General features: G+C 50.6%; 19 protein-coding genes, 1 pseudogene and 1 riboswitch. Of the genes and pseudogenes, 17 read left to right on the top strand and 3 right to left on the bottom strand.

The genetic code is table 11. The features are described 5' to 3' along the window. The first annotated feature begins 42 nt into the window (after positions 1-42). The 13 genes and pseudogenes from GON22_RS19250 (at position 43) to pyrH (ending at position 12,558) form a co-directional block, all read left to right on the top strand. Complete coding sequence (locus GON22_RS19250) at positions 43-1,476, top strand: patatin-like phospholipase family protein (protein WP_160397737.1); 1,434 nt, start codon at positions 43-45, stop codon at positions 1,474-1,476. An 87-nt stretch (positions 1,477-1,563) separates the two neighbouring features. Continuing rightward, a riboswitch (ZMP/ZTP riboswitch) is annotated at positions 1,564-1,642 on the top strand. Between the two features lie 65 nt (positions 1,643-1,707). After that, positions 1,708-2,322 (top strand): DJ-1/PfpI family protein, encoded by a 615-nt coding sequence (locus tag GON22_RS19255; protein WP_160397738.1) that lies wholly within the window; start codon positions 1,708-1,710, stop codon positions 2,320-2,322. Then, entirely contained in the window at positions 2,294-2,773 is a 480-nt protein-coding gene (locus GON22_RS19260) for a GNAT family N-acetyltransferase (RefSeq protein ID WP_160397739.1), read from the top strand. Before GON22_RS19255 ends, GON22_RS19260 begins: the two co-directional genes overlap by 29 nt. A gap of 49 nt (positions 2,774-2,822) precedes the next feature. Beyond that, positions 2,823-3,632: a GNAT family N-acetyltransferase gene (locus GON22_RS19265; RefSeq protein ID WP_160397740.1), complete on the top strand. Its 810-nt coding sequence runs from the start codon at positions 2,823-2,825 to the stop codon at positions 3,630-3,632. Continuing rightward, positions 3,629-4,189: a hypothetical protein gene (locus tag GON22_RS19270; protein WP_160397741.1), complete on the top strand. Its 561-nt coding sequence runs from the start codon at positions 3,629-3,631 to the stop codon at positions 4,187-4,189. The genes GON22_RS19265 and GON22_RS19270 overlap by 4 nt, the downstream gene beginning before the upstream one ends. Positions 4,190-4,287: 98 nt before the next feature. Next, positions 4,288-6,156, top strand: coding sequence for a sensor domain-containing diguanylate cyclase (locus tag GON22_RS19275; protein WP_160397742.1), 1,869 nt, complete (start codon positions 4,288-4,290; stop codon positions 6,154-6,156). Between the two features lie 301 nt (positions 6,157-6,457). Further along, positions 6,458-6,847: a hypothetical protein gene (locus tag GON22_RS19280; protein WP_160397743.1), complete on the top strand. Its 390-nt coding sequence runs from the start codon at positions 6,458-6,460 to the stop codon at positions 6,845-6,847. 191 nt (positions 6,848-7,038) lie between these two features. Continuing rightward, the gene (locus tag GON22_RS19285; protein WP_160397744.1) at positions 7,039-7,617 is read left to right on the top strand and encodes a sigma-70 family RNA polymerase sigma factor; all 579 of its coding nucleotides are present in this window, start codon (positions 7,039-7,041) and stop codon (positions 7,615-7,617) included. Further along, on the top strand, positions 7,607-8,593 hold the full coding sequence (locus GON22_RS19290) for a hypothetical protein (RefSeq protein WP_160397745.1): 987 nt from the start codon (positions 7,607-7,609) through the stop codon (positions 8,591-8,593). The genes GON22_RS19285 and GON22_RS19290 overlap by 11 nt, the downstream gene beginning before the upstream one ends. 303 nt (positions 8,594-8,896) lie before the next feature. Continuing rightward, the gene (locus GON22_RS19295) at positions 8,897-10,606 is read left to right on the top strand and encodes a proline--tRNA ligase (RefSeq protein WP_160397746.1); all 1,710 of its coding nucleotides are present in this window, start codon (positions 8,897-8,899) and stop codon (positions 10,604-10,606) included. Between the two features lies 1 nt (position 10,607). Continuing rightward, positions 10,608-11,171: pseudogene (locus GON22_RS19300) on the top strand (histidine phosphatase family protein); the annotation flags it as partial. Positions 11,172-11,199: 28 nt separating this feature from the next. After that, the gene (locus tag GON22_RS19305; protein ID WP_160397748.1) at positions 11,200-11,613 is read left to right on the top strand and encodes a DUF1801 domain-containing protein; all 414 of its coding nucleotides are present in this window, start codon (positions 11,200-11,202) and stop codon (positions 11,611-11,613) included. Between the two features lie 207 nt (positions 11,614-11,820). After that, positions 11,821-12,558 carry a UMP kinase gene (gene pyrH, locus GON22_RS19310; RefSeq protein ID WP_160397749.1) on the top strand — a complete coding sequence of 246 codons (738 nt, stop codon included), beginning with the start codon at positions 11,821-11,823 and terminating at the stop codon, positions 12,556-12,558. A gap of 428 nt (positions 12,559-12,986) precedes the next feature. Here pyrH and GON22_RS19315 read toward each other — a convergent pair whose 3' ends face one another. Together GON22_RS19315 and GON22_RS19320 are read right to left on the bottom strand one after the other, a co-directional pair. Further along, entirely contained in the window at positions 12,987-14,297 is a 1,311-nt protein-coding gene (locus GON22_RS19315) for a sensor histidine kinase (RefSeq protein WP_160397750.1), read from the bottom strand. Further along, the gene (locus tag GON22_RS19320) at positions 14,297-14,974 is read right to left on the bottom strand and encodes a response regulator transcription factor (protein WP_160397751.1); all 678 of its coding nucleotides are present in this window, start codon (positions 14,972-14,974) and stop codon (positions 14,297-14,299) included. The genes GON22_RS19315 and GON22_RS19320 overlap by 1 nt, the downstream gene beginning before the upstream one ends. A 243-nt stretch (positions 14,975-15,217) precedes the next feature. On the opposite strand from GON22_RS19320, the gene GON22_RS19325 reads away from it, so the two are divergent. Genes GON22_RS19325 through GON22_RS19335 form a run of 3 tightly spaced genes read left to right on the top strand, consistent with a single transcriptional unit; the run spans position 15,218 to position 18,503 of the window. Next, positions 15,218-15,958 (top strand): polyphosphate polymerase domain-containing protein, encoded by a 741-nt coding sequence (locus tag GON22_RS19325; RefSeq protein ID WP_160397752.1) that lies wholly within the window; start codon positions 15,218-15,220, stop codon positions 15,956-15,958. Further along, entirely contained in the window at positions 15,955-16,635 is a 681-nt protein-coding gene (locus GON22_RS19330; protein WP_160397753.1) for a DUF4956 domain-containing protein, read from the top strand. The genes GON22_RS19325 and GON22_RS19330 overlap by 4 nt, the downstream gene beginning before the upstream one ends. A 32-nt stretch (positions 16,636-16,667) precedes the next feature. Continuing rightward, positions 16,668-18,503 carry a carbohydrate-binding domain-containing protein gene (locus tag GON22_RS19335; protein WP_160397754.1) on the top strand — a complete coding sequence of 612 codons (1,836 nt, stop codon included), beginning with the start codon at positions 16,668-16,670 and terminating at the stop codon, positions 18,501-18,503. Positions 18,504-18,611: 108 nt separating this feature from the next. Here the strand turns inward: GON22_RS19335 and GON22_RS19340 are convergent, their stop codons facing one another. After that, positions 18,612-19,154: a DinB family protein gene (locus GON22_RS19340; RefSeq protein WP_160397755.1), complete on the bottom strand. Its 543-nt coding sequence runs from the start codon at positions 19,152-19,154 to the stop codon at positions 18,612-18,614. 170 nt (positions 19,155-19,324) lie between these two features. Between GON22_RS19340 and GON22_RS19345 the strand changes: the two genes are divergently transcribed. Beyond that, positions 19,325-20,119 carry a TetR/AcrR family transcriptional regulator gene (locus GON22_RS19345; RefSeq protein WP_160397756.1) on the top strand — a complete coding sequence of 265 codons (795 nt, stop codon included), beginning with the start codon at positions 19,325-19,327 and terminating at the stop codon, positions 20,117-20,119. Positions 20,120-20,124 lie beyond the last annotated feature (5 nt).

The following is a 20,124-nucleotide window of genomic DNA, read 5'->3' on the forward strand; positions in this document are numbered from 1 at the left end:
CCTTTTGTTGTTGCTGACTATTATTCGGGAGAGTGAATGCATGTGATCGGTTTAGCTTTGTCCGGCGGCGGGTATCGCGCGTCGTTGTTTCATCTCGGAGTGATGGCGCGGCTCGCTGATGAAGGGTTATTAAAGGAAGTCCGCGCCCTGTCCACTGTGTCTGGCGGTTCAATTGTGGGCGCTTTTTATTACAACATGCTGTGCGAGGAGCTTCGGCAAAATCAGCTGTTGGACGATGAGGGCTACAGGAAGCTGATGAAGCGGGTCATTGCAGCGTTCGTTGATGTTGTCCAAGAAAACCTAAGGGATCGCGTAGTTATCTCCGGCGGCATCGCCCGGTTAGTTCCAGAACAGATTCTGGGGCGGGCGCTGGGGGCAATCCATAAGGTTGTGCCTGCAATAGACCCGGACAAAATCCTCGGTTCCCGGCTGGAGCAAGGCATCAGTGCGCTTATGTTCCAGTCAACTGTTATGCGTGACCTAATGGACGCTCCCGTCCACCCCGGAAATCGGAAGCCGGAATTAATTCTGAATACGTCCATTCTTGAGAATGGGCAGTCCCTATTTATCTCCACGGACCAGAACAGCCTATTATGGCGGCAAAATGAGCATAATCACGCGATCACAGCCGACAAGCTGCTGGACCTGCCACTAGCCAAGGCGGTAGCGGCCTCCGCATGCGTACCGGGTCTCTTCGACCCGATTGCGATTCCGTTCGGGGACGGTATGGTGCACGGCGTGGATGGAGGGGTGCTGGACAACCTCGGGGGCCATGCCATTGGGCTGCTTCAGCAAGAAGAAATGCGCGTTATGCTCAGCGATGCATCCAAGCCGCTTCGTGTAGAGAGCTATGGGGAAGTTGATGGGGTTGAATCGTTCTTTCGCATTCAGGATATTTTCATGAACGCCATTCGCGACCTGCGAATCGGGTCAACGGATGATGCTATTGTGGGCATGCGCAATGAAATTCCAGGCATTAATCCGAAGGTGCGGACACTGGCAATGACGATGCGGACGGACCTCAACGCGTTCTCTGAGGTAGAGGCATATACGCTGATGTACGTTGGGTATTATGCATGCGGTGAACAGATAGGCAAGCTGCGTGGACAAGATGCGGGTGAAGGGGAATCAGGGAAGAAGGAGGAGGGAGATTGGCCGTTTATGTCCATTCGCCCTTATGCGGTAGCCCCGACAGAGGGATATTTAGCGTTGTTAGGGCAGAAAGAGAAAAAACGTTTCTCCCTGCCTAGCCTCACGATGACCCGCTTGCTCAGTTTCGTTTATCTGCTGCTCTATTTGGCGTTATTTGTTTACGTATGGGCCAATCATGGCGTGAATAAAGCGATCTTGTATGTTGGGTTCATTCCAGTTGTTATCGCAGTGTTCGGGGGCATATTGCTATTGCGGCGGCGAGTGGCCAAAGGCAAGCGTAAAGGAACGATGGCTTCCCTGAACGGCAGCAGCGCATCCTTGTAAATTGCCGAATAGCTGAAAACTTAGAAACAGGCCTATAGGTGGCTTGAAAATACTATTCTTCCAACTTATACTAGTGCTAGAAACAACCAAACGGTGTGTGACTGGCGTAAACATGGATAACCATGAGGAAGCGCACCGATAACGGCCGTACGCCTGGGCAAAGTATTTGATCAATGGATCAAATACTTTTTTTGCTTTCCACTACTCCAGAATGGCGAGGTGTTTCTTGGGATGAAAATGGCGTACATTTTATTCGACCAAATGACAACGTTGGACTTTGCAGGCTTTTATGAAGCGGTGACATGGCTGGGCATTCTCAGGGCGAAGGAAAATGTGTCATGGGATTTTTGCTCGAATAAAGGGAAGGTCACGGATGATCGCGGGCTGTCGATTAACATTGCGCCCCAGCATGTTTGCCCGGATTTATCCGGTTACGATCTAGTCTTTATTCCTGGAGGGATGTCGACAAGGCAGCTTCGTTACGATCCGGCGTTTATTTCATGGATTCAGACAGCACGCTATGTCGAGTATAAGGTGTCGGTTTGTACGGGGGCGTTAATTCTAGGAGCTGCTGGATTTTTGGAAGGCAAGAAGGCGACAACGAACCCATCGGCATATGATCTCTTGGCTCCTTACTGCGGAGAAGTAATCCAAGAGCGATTCGTGCGCGACGGCAATATATTTACGGGCGGCGGCGTGTCGGTCTCTATTGACTTGGGCTTATATGTAGTGGAATCGTTGACTGACGCGGCGTTTGTTCGACAAGTGCAGGGCAAGATGGACTATCCTTACTATAAGGCGAGGGGGGAACGGCCCTATGTACATTCGTCCGTTTATAAGCGATGATCAGGATAAAGTTTTACATCTGATGGCGGGGCATCCGCTTCAATTTCCGGCGTTCGTCATGCTGAGATACCCTGAGCGCTGGGCAGCTTATTTGCAAGCGAAGGATAACCGTGGTAGTGGGTACATGGTGATGGCCGAAGGCGATGAAACGACCTTAGCGCATGCCGGGTATATTTTTAACGATGAAGTGAGCCTCTATGAGATCGTTGGTGTGGTCGTACACAAGGATCAGAAGAGACGAGGCATCGGGAAAGCACTTATCCACGCGGTTTGTGGGAAAATCTCAGAGTGCGGCGGCAAACGAACGATTCTGTATACGCTTGGGCATGCCGACACCCAGAATACATTAGCCTTTTATCGCCAGATCGGATTTGAGCAAACGAATGAGGAACGGGATTATTTTATGCCGGGCTTCCATCGCGTTACTTTTGAGAAGGCGTTGTTAGCCTAGCGGCTCGAATTTGATAAGCATCAATGCAATTAGGAAAGGATGAGGCCAGATGGAGTGCCAGCCGTGTTCGATTGATGCCATCCAGCATCTTATGGACGAGTATCTTCAAGGATTATCGTCACCGTTTGACTCTTTTCTGGAAGAACATATACTCTCCTCTGCTTTCTATGTGATCACGGATGAGTCCGGCGAGATTGGTTATTTCGCTATTCATCCTAACGAGCTACTTACTCAGTTCTACATCAGCCGTTCCTCTCTCATGCATGCCCAGGCTGTGTTCGGCCAAATCATGGGGCAGTATGCGATAAAATCATTATTCGTGCCTACATGCGATGAGTTGCTTATTAGCTTGATGCTAGACAATGCGTTCACGGCCAATTTGCAGGCTTATTTTTTCCAAGATGGACGGGTGTATACGGAGGAGAGCAGCATACGGGATCATGAGGTTTTCCGCGTTGCCAATCCAGATGATCTTCCACAGGTTCAGTCTACTTGCGGCGATTTTCTCGATGCCTATGAGCGGAGAATCGCCAATGGGGAGATCTTTGTTTATTACCGGGGAGCCGATTTGCTCGGAATTGGGATTGCCGAACAATCCAAGCTGCTGCCGGGGACAGCGAGCATCGGCATGTTTGTAGGTGAGGCGTTCCGTAAGCAGGGAGTGGGAACCGCTATTATTGTTGCACTCAGGCAATGGTGCGCCAGCCGCGGCATCCGCCCCATTAGCGGCTGCTGGTATTACAACGAGCACTCTAAAAAGACGTTGGAAAAGGCCGGAATGGTCACAAGGACAAGGCTTTTGAACGTGCAAACTAATCAGGGTGCAGAGGGCACAGAGGCAGAGGGGATCGAGGCGTGATTGACCGCAGAAATGCCAAAACATTTAATCATGAAGCCGAGAGCGGCTTAAAAGAAGTTTCAGATACAGCAATACTTCTCAATTTCAGCAATGCATTAACGAGCCTCTATCCGCATTTAGTTCCAATTCATGCGAATGCGTACGATGCTTGGGATGATATTGTCGAACCGCTATTTCATGAAATGGTGTACCAAACCTTTGCTTTTAAATATGGCCTGTCCTTATCTCGAAGCCAAGTGCACACATATGGGGTTACGCTTCGGTCTTATCGCGGCATCTGCCATATTGAATGTACGCCTAAGAGCTACCCATTGGCCGTATTCAAAAACCATGAATGGGTTCAAACGGACGAGTTCTTTTTTGAAGGCAAACCAATGATTTTTAAATCCTTTGGGGATGGCGTCAACTTTTTGAGTGGCGGAATCATGATAGGGGCAAGATCCGAGGTTCATTTTAACCTTGTAGAAATAGAACTTATAGCAACCGGACCGATTGAAACGTTGTATATCTCCAAAGAAGACCTAAACTTCGCATTCGTAGCTGAAGATAAGGCGTAATTTCGCCAGCAGCCCATCTTCTAAAGGATCATCGTTCCCGATGTCGAATAGCGTACTGTGCAATGTAAACCAATCGAGGACAAGCAGGGGTTAACGATATGGAACTTATCAGAATTCAAAGACAATCACGTATCTATCGTTGGCTTGCTGCCATTATGATTCTAATCGCATGTGCGGCATGCGGTACGGTCCCAGGGAGTAATCATCATCATCAGCCTGTGGCGGTTCAAGGCATGCTGGACCTGAGGCAAACGGATGGGGACCATGCGGTTTCACTTGATGGCGAGTGGGGCTTTTATTGGAACCGCCTCGTAGATCCCGAGCAGGTGGGACAGGACCGGCCGGCCGATTACGTTGCGGTGCCCAATGCTTGGAGCAAGTATCAGCTGCAAAATGGCAAACCGGACCGTGCAGGATACGCTACCTACACGCTACATGTCCATCACGCTGAGCCGAACAAGGTGTGGGCAATCGACATGCCCACAATTTCATCAGCCTATAAGCTTTGGGTTGATGGCAAGCTGCTTATTCAGAACGGTAAAGTTAGCGCCCAAGCGGGCGGAACAGGTGTCCGCATGCAGCAGCAAGTGGCTGTGTTCCAGTCGGCGGATCGAACGATCGACATTGTGATGCAGGTTTCAAACAGCATGCATCCACGCGGGGGCATTACGCGGGGCATTGCGCTCGGAGACCCGGAGAGCATTTTAGGGGCACAACAGAAACGGTTAGCGTTTGAACTCTTTTTATCCGGTGCACTATTTATTATGTCGGTATATCATCTAGGGCTATATGCGATGCGAAGAAAAGAGAAAGCCCCATTGTATTTCGGCGTGTATTGCTTCGTCATTGCGCTAAGAAGCTTGATCGTCGGGGAATCGTTCATTTACAGGATTATTCCGTCGCTGAACTGGGTGCTTGCGCTGAAGGTCGAATATTTATGCTTAAGCATAGGGGCATTGATATTCACCATGTTCGTGCGGGCGATCTATCCGCAGGAGATGTCGTCCGCCATTTATCGCTTCATCGTCGTTGTATGCACGGCCTATAGCGCCATTATTATACTAACGGGCCCTTATCTATTCACGTCGTTGTTATCCTATTTCCAGCTTATGATTATAGGGTTCGTGAGCTATGCGTTTATTGTATTCCTCCTAGCGGTGATCCGCCGAAGGGAAGGCTCGGTCATCTCAGGGATCGGCGGAACAATATTGATCGCGTGTATTATCAACGATATTTTGTATTACCGCGGCATTATTCAGACGGGCGACTATGTTACGATGGGGCTGTTTTCGTTCATTGTGGCGCAATCGTTCATTCTGGCGATAAAATTTTCTAAGGCGTTCGCGAGCAGTGAGGAGTTGGCGCGCAAGCTGCGCGGGCTTAACAATTCGCTGGAGCTGAAGGTCCAAGAGAGAACGAATGAACTGGTTGAGATCAACGAGCTGTTGCGGGTTCAATCCTCGCTGGATGGTTTAACCGGCATTGCGAACCGGAGATATTTTGACCAGTTGCTGCAGGAAATGCTGTCCGATACGGTGCAGAGTGGCGGCGCGATGTCCCTTCTGTTGATCGATATCGATGATTTCAAATCATACAATGACACCTATGGCCATCTGCAAGGCGACGAATGCTTGAAACAAGTTGCAGCAATGCTGCAATCGGAAACCAAGGCATGGGGCGGGCTTGCCGCAAGATATGGTGGCGAGGAATTCGCAGTGATCGCCCCCATTGGCGCATTGGAAGCGAGCAAGCTCGCAGATTGGCTGGTGCGCGGAACGGCCGCATTGCAAATTCCGCATGCGGCATCCAAGACGGCTCCCTGCATAACCATTAGCTGCGGTGTTATGACTTATGCAGCAGTGGGCGTGGACGAGCCGGTTTCCGCGAATTCATTAATTGAGGCTGCAGATGCAGCGCTGTATAAGGTGAAGAAGCAGGGCAGAAACGGGTACTTTGCTGCTGTATAGTGCACAGAAGATGAGATGGCCTACGTCCTAGGGACGTGGGCCATTTGTAATTTCACCTTACAAAATAATAGTAAAAAGGGTTTGTTTGAAATTGTTGGAAAACAGGAGTGTAAGCGGTTGTTTTAAATGAACATTGCCGTTGAAAGCGATTTATGGGCAATTTAGCATGTTTGGCAGAATGTACAAGCCACTATATAGTAAATTATGTCAGTAATGTCATTCTGGCAAGTGTTAATGAATTTCCGGCCGGGATTCCATTAATCACAACCTACAGAGAGATAAATTTTTGGAGTGGAGAGTGATGAAGATGAAGAAATCGATTACAAAAACGCTCGTTATGGCCATGACCGCGACCCTTCTGGTCGCTCCTGCAGCAGCTTACGCAGAAACCGCTAAAGTGCCGGCGACAGAATCAGCAGCACTAACGCAAGGGTCCTACTCAATTCAGTACATGCCTAGCCGCGTTACCCAAGGCATTGGTGCCGTGTATTTCACGCCAACCTTCCAATGCGATTATGCGATCTTGACTTATGAAGTTAATGGAAACCAACAAAATGTGTTCATGTCGCCTTCCAGCCTCTTAGGCACGAATGGCTTCGTCTACTATAATGTTCCGCAAAATAGCGTCGTCCGCGTTACTTACTGGCAAACGGGCGTCGGCCAGTCCGATACGCCTTGGCAAACGTTCTAATGCGAAACAGGCGGCAATAGCCACCCTATAGGGGCTGTCCCAGAAGTCACGATCCAGCGACTTTTGGGACAGCTTTTTTGGTACGATAGACAGGGGCAACAGGCCCGCTGTCTTTTTCTTTTACATAAAATTGAACCTTTTTGGGCGAATGATCCAATATGACTTGTAAGACCTGAATGGAGGCTGGCCCTATGAAGGAAATCGATTTAAACCCGTGGCTTATCCGGATGAGCCAGGGCGATGAAGAGGCATTTCAATTCGTTTACGAATCAACACGTGATCACGCTTATCGATTAATTAGCTATCTGGCTCCTGCCCAGCAAGATGTCGGGGATATTATGAGTGAGGTTTACCTTGAATTGCTGCGAAGTTTGCATACGTTCGACCCCAGACGTCAGTTTGCCTCGTGGTTTAACGGCCTGATCGTACGGCAGGTAAGGAGCTGGAAGCGGAAGGGCTGGCGGCTATTCCGTATCAAGGAAAAGGTACAGGCGCTGGTCCCTGAAGGGGTGGATTTAGGGGCAGAGGCACGGCTGTCAACGTTGAACGACCAACTGGTTTTGATGCCGCTCCTTCAAACCCTCCCGTACAAGCTAAAGGAAATTATCGTATTGCGCTACTATCAAGATTGCTCATTAGAGGAAATTGCCAGTTTATTGCAGATACCATTAGGCACAGCCAAATCGAGGCATCATCATGCGATTAAGCAGCTGCGCGGCCGATGTGACCAAGTGGAGCTTAGAAAGGAGGGGAACGGTTTTGTCTACTGAGACGATTGAGCAGCAATTAGCGGAAGAATTCAAACAAAGTTCCCGGCAGAGGCAATGCCCTTCTTCATTGGACCATCGAATTGCGGCCGAGTACAGGCAGTCGATGATGGCGAGAAGGAGGGAACAGCGGTTGAAGACATTATGGAGAATGCCGAAAGTGGCGCTTATTTCCGCCATCGTGGCAGCCAGCATATGTGGCTTTGCCTATGCAGGCAATAAATTGTTGTTTAAAGATGAGGAGGGAATGATCACATTAAATGTGCAGAGCAGCGATCTGTTAGAACTAGGAAAGCGTGATTTGGAGAGCGTGCGCGCATCGTTAAGCGATGTCCAATCCAAGCTGGACCCGGGGGAGACAGCTGTTGTGTATGCCCCTGAATTCGATGTGAAAGGCGGTTGGCTCGGTGCATACCAGCCTATCCCGTTCACCGATATCGTGCAATGGAAGCGGCTATTAAAGAAACACAACATAAAAGAACCGCTGCCAGAGGCAATTGGCGGAACGTTTAAATTTGTAGAAGGCATGGAAGGCAATCCGTTTTCCGTGGCACTTAGCCCCGATGCCGAGCAAGCATGGAACGAGATGAGGACCCAGAGCAAACAGGATGGAAGCAAGATGCTTTGGCGCAAAATACACCCTTCACATGATCAGCCTACCGCAGCTTATAGCTCTGTTTACCAAAATTCAAATCAGGATAACGTTTATTTGACATGGGAGATCGTGAACAGCCCGTCCCTTTATTTCAATCTGATTACTCCGTCGAGCACCTCTTATGAGGAAATTGACATGAACGGACAGAAGGTGCACTATACAAAGGACGAACAGTCCCTATATGGCGAAAGCAGCGTTCATCAGGAAGTCATGTGGACCAGGGATGAGGGCGGCCAGCCGATTATTTATCGCGTGGGATCGGACTCTGCCAGTTTGGCCAAAGAGCAGTTAATTGAAGCAGCGAGGAGTTTGCTTGCTACTTGACTCCCAGCTGGATATGGCCTAATATCGTTTGCAATATATTGTAATTGCTTTGACCGAGGACATAATGTTTAGCGATCAGCGTTTCAGAGAGAAGGCCCACGGCTGCGAGGCCTTTCCGCTGAGTAAACATTCCTGCCTTGCGAGCAGCAGCGGTGATCCATTTTATTATCCGTTGCCGTTGCCGGACGTTATTCGGATCGAGGATCGCCATCGTTGGCGGTTAAACAAGGGTGGTACCACGAACACATTCGTCCCTGGCGAATGTGTTTTTTGTGTTTTTAACGATAACAAGGAGGTCATTCAATGCGCCAATCAGCCCTGTTTTCAAATACGTTACGGGAAGCCCCTTCGGATGCGGAGGCTGCAAGCCACCAGTTCATGCTGCGGGGAGGGTTTATAAGGCAGCTTGCTGCCGGCATCTACTCCTACCTGCCCTTGGGATTGCGTGTGCTGCACAAAATTGAACACATCATTCGCCAGGAATTGGAGCATGCAGGTGCCCAAGAGCTGTTGATGCCCGCCCTACAGCCGACGGAGCTATGGAAAGAATCAGGCCGCTACAGTGTATACGGGCCAGAGCTAATGCGGCTAAAAGACAGGCATAATCGGGAGTTTGCACTGGGCCCGACGCATGAGGAGGTCATAACTTCCCTTGTTAAGAACGAAATTAACTCTTATCGGAAATTGCCGGTCACGCTGTTCCAGATTCAAACGAAGTTTCGTGATGAGCGACGGCCGCGTTATGGTTTGCTTCGCGGACGGGAATTTATGATGAAAGACGCGTACTCTTTCGACGCTTCATGGGAAGGATTGGACCGTTCCTATAAGGCGATGTATGAGGCGTATGTTCGCATTTTTCAGCGTTGCGGTTTAGTTGTTAAAGCGGTCGAAGCGGATGCAGGCGCAATAGGCGGTGAAGGCGGGACCCATGAGTTTATGGCGCTGGCCGATATTGGGGAGGATACGATTGCAACGTGCAATGCATGTGCGTATGCAGCCAATTTGGAGAAGGCACATTCCGGGTCTTCGAGCGAGCGGAGAGTAAGTGCACAGCATGGTACGGTTCAGAAAATCGAAACGCCAGATGTGCGTACAGTAGAGCAATTGGCGCAATATCTTGCAATCAGTTCCCAAGCTGTTATGAAGACGCTCATCTATGCCGCAGACGGCAAGCCCATAGCAGTCGTTGTCCGTGGGGACCATGAGGTGAATGAGATAAAGTTGCAAAATCATCTCGGAGTGGAGACGCTAGAATTGGCTGATGCACAAACAACTAAAGCAGCCACAGGAGCGCCAATTGGGTTTGTAGGGCCGGTTGGGTTGAACATTCCTGTGCTCGTCGATTTTGCGGTTCTCCAGATGGAAGCTGGCGTTTGCGGAGGCAACGAGGTGGATGCCCATTACACAAATGTCGTGCCAGGCCGTGATTTTTCCGTGGAACAAGCCGGTGACTTCCGTAACGTAACAGCAGGGGACCCATGCCCGCATTGTGCGGAGGGAGAGCTTCAATTGATGAAGGGCATTGAAGTCGGCCATGTGTTTAAGCTCGGCACCAAATATAGCGAGGCGCTAGGAGCCCGTTACCTTGATGCGAATGGGAGGGAGCAAACCTTCATTATGGGCTGCTACGGCATTGGCGTGTCCCGCATCCTGTCGGCTATTGTGGAGCAAAGCCATGACGGGCGGGGGATCATTTGGCCACAGGCGGTAGCTCCTTACCACGTGCATGTTATTCCAGTATCCGTTAAAGATGAGGCGCAAATGCGAATCGCCCATGAGCTTTACGGCTTACTGCGAAGCCGCGGCATTGAGGCGCTGTTGGATGATCGAGATGAGCGGGCAGGCGTGAAATTCAATGATTCTGACCTTATGGGCATTCCTGTTCGGATCGTAGTCGGCAAGGATGCAGGGAACGGGCAAGTAGAGTATGTCGACCGCAGAAGCAATGAAAAGCAAGCATTGCTGTTGGACGACGCTATTGCTAGGATTTTGGCGAATGTCGAGGGTGCTTAATATGCAAACATATATCTACATGGTAAGGCACGGCGATTCGCCGAAAACAGAAGGAAATGAGTGGACAAGAGGTTTAACGGATCGAGGAAAAGCGGACGCTAAGCGAATAACGGAGCTTCTAGCCGAAGAGGGCATTGAGGTTTTCGTTTCCAGCCCTTATCAACGTGCGATCCTAACGATTGAGGAGTCGGCTCGGAGTGCAGGGCAAGAAGTGCAACTATTCGAAGGCCTGAAAGAAAGAGTCTTTCTAAACGAAGACAGCCGAATGCCTGATAAGGAGTTATATCCGCTGTTGGAGCAGTCATTTGCCGATCCAACCTTTGCTTTAGCCGGGGGAGAGTCGAATGCGGAGTGCCAGAACCGTGCCATAGCGGTGCTAAAACAACTATTGACATCCTATAGGGGACGGAAAATAGCGTTAGGCACGCATGGAGCCGTCATGGCTTTAATGATGGGGCATTATGACAGCCATTATGATTTGGATTTTCTATGGAATGCCTCTAAGCCAGATGTATATCGAATGGCATTCAATGGCCAAGAGCTCGTAGGCGTTAAACGGCTATGGCACTCTACGAAAGAAGAGGTGTCCACACATGTACCAGCAGAAGACGAAGGAAACGGACAACAGCGTCATTGAATTTATCGAAAATGTAGAAAGCCCGAAGAAGAAAGCAGACGCCTATCTGCTCCTGGACCTGTTCACGGAAACGACGGGTTACCCAGCAAAAATGTGGGGGCCGAGCATCATCGGGTTCGGCTCGTACCATTACAAGTATGCTTCCGGCCACGAGGGCGATGCGCCGCTCGTTGGCTTCTCTCCACGGAAAGCGCAGATTAGTTTATATTTTGCCACGGGCGATACGGAGCGGGAGGCGCTGTTGGAGAAGTTCGGCAAGCATACCGCGGGGAAAGCTTGTGTGTATATTAAGAAGGTAGACGATGTCGATACCGAAGTACTGAGGGCGTTAATCCGGCAGTCGGTTAAGTTTTTGCAAGAGTTGTATTAGAGCCGCTGGCGCTGATTATATTTGTTGTATTTTACTTCCATAAGCTGTAGAATAAGTTGATTTCAATAATGGAAGGGGTGGAGATATGAGACGGAAGCAGGGGGCGTGCAATCAATCGGCTGCTGTACACGTTCATATTTTCATTCCATTAAGACACTAAAGCATTTATTGCTTTAGTGTTTTTTATTTAATAAGGGGGAATGGCAAGTGGCGAGGTACAAGAGAGTTCTGATCAAGTTAAGCGGCGGGGCAGTTGCGGGGAACGGAGCATCCGGCTTTGAACCAGAGCGGCTGGAGCATATTGCGAACGAAATCATAGCGGTCGTTAACTTAGGCGTGGAGGTGTCGCTCGTTATTGGTGGGGGCAACATTTTTCGCGGCAATATGGCGGAGAGCTGGGGCATCGAACGGGCCGAGGCTGATAATATTGGGACACTGGCGACGGTGATCAATAGCTTAATGCTCCGGGGCGTCCTTAAATCTAAGGCGAACCAAGAGGTTCGCGTGATGACTGCTATACCGATTGCCTCAGTCGCAGAGCCTTATATTCGATTAAGGGCGGTTCACCATCTAGAGAAGGGGTATATTGTTATCTTTGCTGGTGGCAATGGGCAGCCTTACGTGACGACCGATTATCCATCCGTCCAACGGGCGATTGAAGTCAATTGTGACGCGCTGTTAGTGGCCAAACAAGGCGTCGATGGCGTGCTTAACGCAGATCCGAAGTACGATAAAGAGGCAAGGAAGTTTAAGTCGCTCCACTACAACGATGTATTGAAGCATAACTTGAAAGTCATGGATCAATCTGCTTTCATATTAGCAAGAGATTATAATTTGCCGATGCATGTATTCAATTTTGACAAACCGGGTTCTATGAAAGAGATTTGCGAAGGAAAGAACAACGGGACGATCATTAGCAGCGAGTCGGTGTTGGAGCTGGAGTGAGTGACGTCCGAGGGATGTGCGTATTGCGTGCGATCGCCCTCGCTCTAAGCGGAACTGGGGGCAAAGCTGAACCTCGCACGGTTGCGCTAACGGACCGAGGAGCCGTTATTCGAGCCCAAACAGCGCTAATAAAAAGGTAACGGACTCAGGAGCCGCTATTTAGCGCAAAAACGCTACAAATCAGCGGTTTTGCGGAAAATAACGGCGCTCCGGTCCGTTAGAATTTCAAATGCCTGCAATTTCCCCGAATAACGGCTATACGGTCCGTTAGCGGTTAACGCGCATTGCGCGCTAGCGAGAGTTTACCCCGACGCCGTTGAGCGAACAGGTCGAGGACGCAGGTGCAGGTGCAGGTGCATATGACACACGAGCCTGAGCTGCTAAACCCTGCGTTCCGCCAGTGTTCGCAGGGCCCGGAAGCACGAGACTCATCCCACCGGAAGCAGCACCGTAAATGAGGTCATCTCCTTCGGCGTGCTTTTCGCCACAATTTTGCCTCTGTGCTGCTCGACGATTGACTTGGCGATAGCCAGGCCCAAGCCATAGCCGCCAAGCCTGCGTGACCTTGAAGCATCGGCGCGATAGAAGCGGTCGAAAATTCGTTCCAGATGCTCAGGCTGTATGCCATCGCCGGTATTCGCAACCGCCAGCACGATTTCGTGGTGGCGCTTCTTAAGCGAGATGTCGATGGTTCCCTTGGCAGGCGTGTATTTGATGGCATTATCCAGCAAAATCATCGCTACTTGCTTGATCTGCTCGTTATTGCCGCGGACGGCCAAATCAGGTTCAATCTCGTAGCGCAATGACAAATCCTTCTCGAACACGACTGCTTCCATCGTGAGAATGACGCTTTCGACCGATTCGCTCACGTTGAAATTCGAGAAGATCATGCCTGCCCTAGAATCGTCCATCTCGGTTAGGTACAGCAAATCGTTGGTTAGCGTCTTCATGCGCTCGGTCTCGGATTGAATGCGGTGCAGCCATTTTGCTTGATTGCGTATTGTATCTTCGCTATTGGCCAACAGTACGTCAGCATTCGTATTAATGACGGCCAGCGGCGTTTTCAGCTCATGGGAGGCGTCGGCGATGAATTGCTTTTGCTTATTGAACGCTTCTTTGACCGGCGCGATAGAGCGATTGGCGAAGTAGCGGCTCGTAAAATAAATCAAAATGAGCATAACAAGCCCTACGGCGGAGAAGGTATAAACGAGATTCGTAATGATTTTCTGCTGGGCCGTGACATCCAGATAAACGACCTGATGCCCGGCTCCATTGCTTTGAATTTTGTAAGCCCAGCGATTGCCGTCTAGCGTAAACTTCCCGCTATTGGATCGGGCAGAGGCCGCTTCGCTTGCCGCCAGATCGTAGAACGCGCTGTCCATGTCGAACCGGGAGTTCGCCGATGTGATGTTCCACTGCTCGTCCGTCTGCAACGAGAAGGAGACGGAGCGCTCCGGCGGCGGATTTCCATTCCCGTCTCCGATTCCGATCCCGTTACCGCTGCCAATGCCGCCATCTCCCTTCGGAAGATGGCCGCCGCCGCCGTCCTTCTGCTTCTCTCCCCCAAACTTCCCTTCCGGCTTGTGATAAAATTCCGACACTCTGCCCAGCTCCATATCGATATCTTTACGAACATTCTGGTACGTAATCGTGTAGATGGCCGCGAAGGCCAACAGCATCATGAAGGAGATAATGACAAGATTGACGACGAGAAACCGATTGCGGAGCTTCGTAAACATTAGGAAGTCGCCTCCAGCACATAGCCTACGCCCCTGATCGTATTGATGCGGACCGCCGCATGGAGGAAGACAAGCTTTTTCCGCAAGAAAGAAATGTAGACCTCTACGTTATTATGCTCGACCTCGGAATCGAACCCCCACAGCTTTTCAATAATTTGCTCCTTGGAAGTGACTGCGTTTTTCCTCGACATGAGCAGCTCCAGCAGCTCACTCTCCTTCAAAATCAGCTTCAGCTCCTTGCCTCCGCAAGCAAGCTTCAGATTCGCTGCATTCAACTCGATATCCCCGAACTTGAGCGCATCCTCTGGCACGACTTCCCCCTTGCGCCGCAGCGCTGCTCGGATTCTGGCCATGAGCTCCTCCGTCGAGAACGGCTTCGCCACATAGTCGTCGGCGCCGTAGTCCAGTCCCGAGATTTTGTCGGAAATTTCACCCTTGGCGGTAAGCAGAATAACAGGCGTTGCGATTCCTTTGCTTCGCATCGTCTTCAATACCGTAATGCCGTCCATCTCAGGCAGCATGATATCGAGCAAGATTAAATCATAGATGCCGCTCATCGCGTTATCCAACCCCGATTGCCCATCATGGACAGCATCGACGGAGTAATTGTGCTTTTTCAAAATTTGCGTTAGTGCCTCTGCCAGATGAACCTCGTCTTCCACAATTAATAGGCGCATATCGCTGTCGCTCCCTTTCTGAATAAGCCGTTGTCTATGTAGGACCACTATAAGCATCGAACCTTTAATCAACCTTAATCGACGTAATCCTTCTTATAGTAGCAAGCCAGGCGCTCGCCAACAAACAAAACAAAATCCGATGCATCGCCATCATTTAAGATTCGTTAAAGGTTCGAGCCCTAAGCTTTGGTCATGGAACGGCGAACGGCGAAACGTTCAGCCACATGAAAGGGGGCGCAGCCGATGGCGATCGAAGTGTTCAATCGATACGAAAACAAGTACCTGATGGATAGCCAAGCATTCCACGCGCTATATCATCGTTTGCTCGAATATATGGAGCTTGATGCCTACAACAAGAACGATAAGTTCTATTCCATCAGTAACCTTTATTATGATACCGAGCATGATTCCTTGATCCGTACGAGTTTAGCAAAGCCCAAGTATAGGGAGAAGTTGCGGATTAGAGCCTACGGCATTCCGGATGCAGATGCCAAGGTGTACGTGGAATTGAAGAAGAAAGTGCTGGGCCTGGTGAACAAAAGAAGGACGGCGCTGAAGCTGGACGAGGCTTACGCATTCGTTCGAACGGGGATTGAGCCAGAGCTGCAGGGCTATATGAACCAGCAGGTGATTCAAGAAATTAAGTACTTCATGAGCCGGTATGAGCTGCAGCCGAAGGTGTATCTGGCTTACGACCGCATCGCGTTATTTTGCAAAAATAATCGGGATCTGCGCATTACGTTCGACACGAACATCCGGTCGAGGCGGCATGGCCTGAGGCTGGAAGCTGGCGATCATGGGGAGCCGTTAATGGATCAGGGGCAATGGCTGATGGAAGTGAAGGCTGAGAAGACGATACCGGTTTGGCTGGCTCACATGCTATCGGAGCATCAGATGTTTCGGACGGGCTTCTCCAAATACGGCAACGAATATAAGAAAACACGAATGAACAATCAACTGACGAGGGAGCGAATTTCCTTATGATCGAATCCATTTTCGCGACGGCGGCCACGAGCTCGGACTTAACGCTGGCGCATGCTCTGCTAACCATTTTCATTTCTATCGCATTGGGCGGGATTATCAGCCTTACGTATATGAAGACCCAGACCGGCTTTACGCAAAATTTTGCCCTAACGATGATCGTGCTGCCCACAATCGTGGCCATCATCATCCTGCTAATCGGCAGCAATATTGCAAGAGCGTTTAGCTTAGCTGGAGCCTTCTCGATTATCCGCTTCCGCAGTGCGCCAGGCGATCCGAAGGATATTGCATTCGTCTTATTCACGATGGCGGCAGGGCTTGCGTGCGGCGTCGGGGCGTTCGGCTACGCCGTCCTATTCACCATCATCCTCTGCATACTGATGTTCGTACTGAAAGCGGCTAACTTTGGCGCTAAGAAAGCAACGCAGAAACTGCTGAAAGTGACGATTCCGGAAAATCTGGGGTACGAGGAAGCATTCGACGAGATTTTTCAATCCTTCAAGATCGATTACGAGCTAAGAAAAGTAAGAACAACAGAGTTAGGCAGCCTGTACGAGCTCGTTTATGCGGTGACGATCGATCATCTCACGAACCAGAAGGAGCTGCTCGATGCGATCCGATGCCGAAATGGCAATTTGGACATTACGTTAACGATGAGCCCAGCTACGGCAGAATACTAACATAAACGAATAATAGAGAGGAAAGATAAACAATGAAAAAAACATGGAGCGTTACCAATAAATTAAGTGTTCTTCTATTATGCGCGGCTTTGCTTACGGCATGCAGTGACAAAACCGCAACGACATCTACATCCACATCGGTTACAGAAACGAAGGCTACGGCTGTATCGGTCCAATCAGGCGAAACGGCGTCGAGCGGGCAATTGGCTAGCATCGACCTGACGCAGGAAATTGAGTACGAGGCTGACGATGCCTATACGGATTGGGCGGCAGCGAATCCGGCCGCTATTAAGCTCAGCGGTGCCAGCGCTAGCGTCGAAGGCGCGGGAGCGACAGCGAAGGATGGCACGGTTACAATAACGGCAGCTGGAACGTATGCGGTAAGCGGGAAGCTGGATGACGGGCAGATTGTTATCGACGTGCCGGATAAAGGTGTCGTGCGCCTCGTCTTAAACGGTGCAGAAATTCATAACAGCAGCGGCTCAGCGATCTACGTCAAAGAAGCGGGCAAGACGATCATTAGCTTGCCAGAGGGAACGAATAACGTTATATCTGACGGTGAAACATACGCTACTGCGGCGAAGGCAGCAACCGATGCGTCCAATGCATCCGATGCTAGTGTTGACGGATCGGCTGAGGAAGAAACGGATGAGCCTAATGCGGCGATCTATAGCAAGGATGATTTGACGATCAACGGAACAGGACAGCTCGTCGTAGAAGGAAACTATAACAACGGGATAACAAGCAAGGATAAGCTGAAAGTTACGGGCGGCACGATCGTTATCGACGCCATCGACGATGGATTGATGGGGCGCGATCTCGTCGCTATCCAAGCGGGCGAGTTCACAATCAAGGCAGGCGGGCATGGCATTCAGGCGACGAACGATAAGGCAGGTTCCGAAGGGATTATCAACCTTGCAGGGGGTACGTTTGCAATCGAATCTGGGGAAGATGCTTTGCACAGCAGCGGCGGTGTTCGGGTAACGGACGGTGACGTTCAAATCAACGCGGGCGATGATGGCATTCATGCGGAACTCGCACTGTCCATAGAGGGAGGAACCATTACGATTGCCCGGAGCAATGAAGGCATCGAAGCGCCTGCCATTATGATCTCGGAGGGCAAGACGAGCATTGTTGCCAACGATGACGGCGTGAATGTCGCGGGAGGCGCAGATGGATCGGCTAACGAAGGCGAGCCAGGAGGCGATCCATCCGAATCAGGAGCGGCGTCAGCGAGACAGCTTACGATCAGTGGCGGCTATTTGACCGTTGACTCGAAGGGCGATGGTTTGGATGCCAACGGATCAATCGTGATGACAGGCGGCACCGTTATCGTTAATGGACCGACTGAGAATAACAACGGGGCGCTCGATTATGATGGAACCTTCACGATGACAGGCGGATTTCTGATCGCGGCGGGCAGCTCCGGCATGGTGCAAGCTACATCGGATGGATCAGCGCAGCCTGGCGTTCTTATGACGTACCCGCAGGCCCAGCAAGCAGGCACGTTGGTTCATTTGGCAGATAATGAAGGCAATGCGGCCATTACCTTTGCGCCATCGAAAGATTATCAGGCGGTATTCATCAGCTCGCCGAACCTGAAGCAGAATGCATCTTATACGCTATACTCGGGAGGCGCATCAACGGGCACTGAGATCGATGGGCTCTATGAAGGCGGCGAATACCAAGGCGGGACGCAAATCGTCGCATTCGAGACTGCATCGCTCGTAACCTGGCTGAACGAGTCGGGCGTTACGGAAGCAAGAAGCGGCATGGGTGGCATGAGCGGGCCTGGCGGCGGCCGGGGCCAAGGCGGAGATCGCATGCCGCCGGGCGGCGATGGCGAACGGCCGCAACGGGCGCAGTGATGCTATCCGTACGTTGCTGCGATACAGTTATAGAATGAGCGGCAATAGGAGCGTGTGCCTTCATTTGAAGGGGCACGCTCCTATTGCCGCATTTTGCCGAGTGATACGTTAATTGCTCTGGGCTGCTTCTGCTGCCATGCCCGATTCAGGAGATAGGTGCATGAATAGCCCATACTCCGTCATGACGGAGGAATGCCCGAGCTGGCGGAGCATGGCAGACAGGTTGCCCCTGTGGTAGGTGCCGTGGTTGACCACTTGGGTGACGAATTCGGAATATCTTGTGTGCAGTACGCCAGCGTATGGATTATGCAAGATGACCTCATTTTCTAGATTCGGATGGCTGGAGATATGGCGTTTAAACTTCGCGGCCAATTCGTCGTACATCGCTTCCAGCTCCGTTAGGGTCTTGGTCTCGGCATCTGCTTCGATTCGGAAAGAATCCGTCATTGCTTCGCTCATTTCTTTGCCCAAGAAAATTTCCATCCATCCGTAATCGACCTTATAAATATGCGCCATTACTTTGGACACGGAAGAAAACACGCTTTCAATCTCTTGATTATAGAGATGCGGGGGAAGCTCCTTTAATCGATTAAAAATCGTTTTGTTCGCCCACACATGATAGTCATACATTCTTTCGCAGTGGTTAGCCATCTCGATCACCTCAGCCTTTTCTGTTCTTATGTATCCATCTTACAAAAGCGTCCCTGACAACAGGGTGTCAGTGATGGTTGCTGCTTTGCGATTTATTAAGGGAAATATGATATACTGTGTACAGAATACACACATGCCATCGTGAATGGATTAATGGAGGATCTAACGATATGGAACGCGGCGATGCAAATGGAGCTGGCGAAGGAGCACTCGGCAAGCTGCCTTCCGGCATAGCGTTGAGCTGGGGAATCGTGAAGCAGTCCCGCAGGGGACCAAAAGGCGAGCTAAGCATTAAGAAAATTGTAGATGCAGCCATTGAGATTGCGGATCGGGACGGGCTTGCGGGCGTATCGATGAGCAGAGTCGCGCAGTCGCTCGGCTTTACGACAATGTCGTTGTATCGTTATATTACGGGCAAGGAAGACTTGTTGACGTTGATGCAGGATGCTGTCTGTGCTATTCCGATACCGCCGGAAGTGGCCGGAAAGCCATGGCGCGAGGAGATGAAAGAGTATGTCTGGGCTTGTGTGGGCGTATTTCGCGATCATCCGTGGTATGGCGATATTCAGATTAAGAGTGTTCCGCTGACGCCTAGCAATCTGCAAGTGATTGACTGGATGCTTCGCATTATGCGGGACTTCCCGTTGAACGATTTTGAGAAAATGTCATTCCTGCTGTTGGCCAGCAGCTATTCACGGGCATGCGGGCTCATTATGCGGGACATCGTGCGGGCTGAGCGTGAAGGAATAAGCGCTGAAGCGTTCAGCGGCGTCGGTTACGGCGATGCGCTGAAGCAGCTGGTCACGCGGGAGCGGTTTCCGGATTTGTATCCGGTCTTGATGTCGGGTGCCTACACGGATGAGGCTGACAATCCAATCAACAACGACTTGGAGTTTGGGCTTGAGCGAATATTGGACGGGATCGAACATTATTTGCAGCAGAAGCAGGGCTCAGCAGGCAACTAAGGAAA

The organism is Paenibacillus sp. MMS18-CY102 (assembly GCF_009789195.1).
In the GTDB taxonomy this organism is placed as follows: Bacteria; Bacillota; Bacilli; order Paenibacillales; family Paenibacillaceae; genus Paenibacillus_T.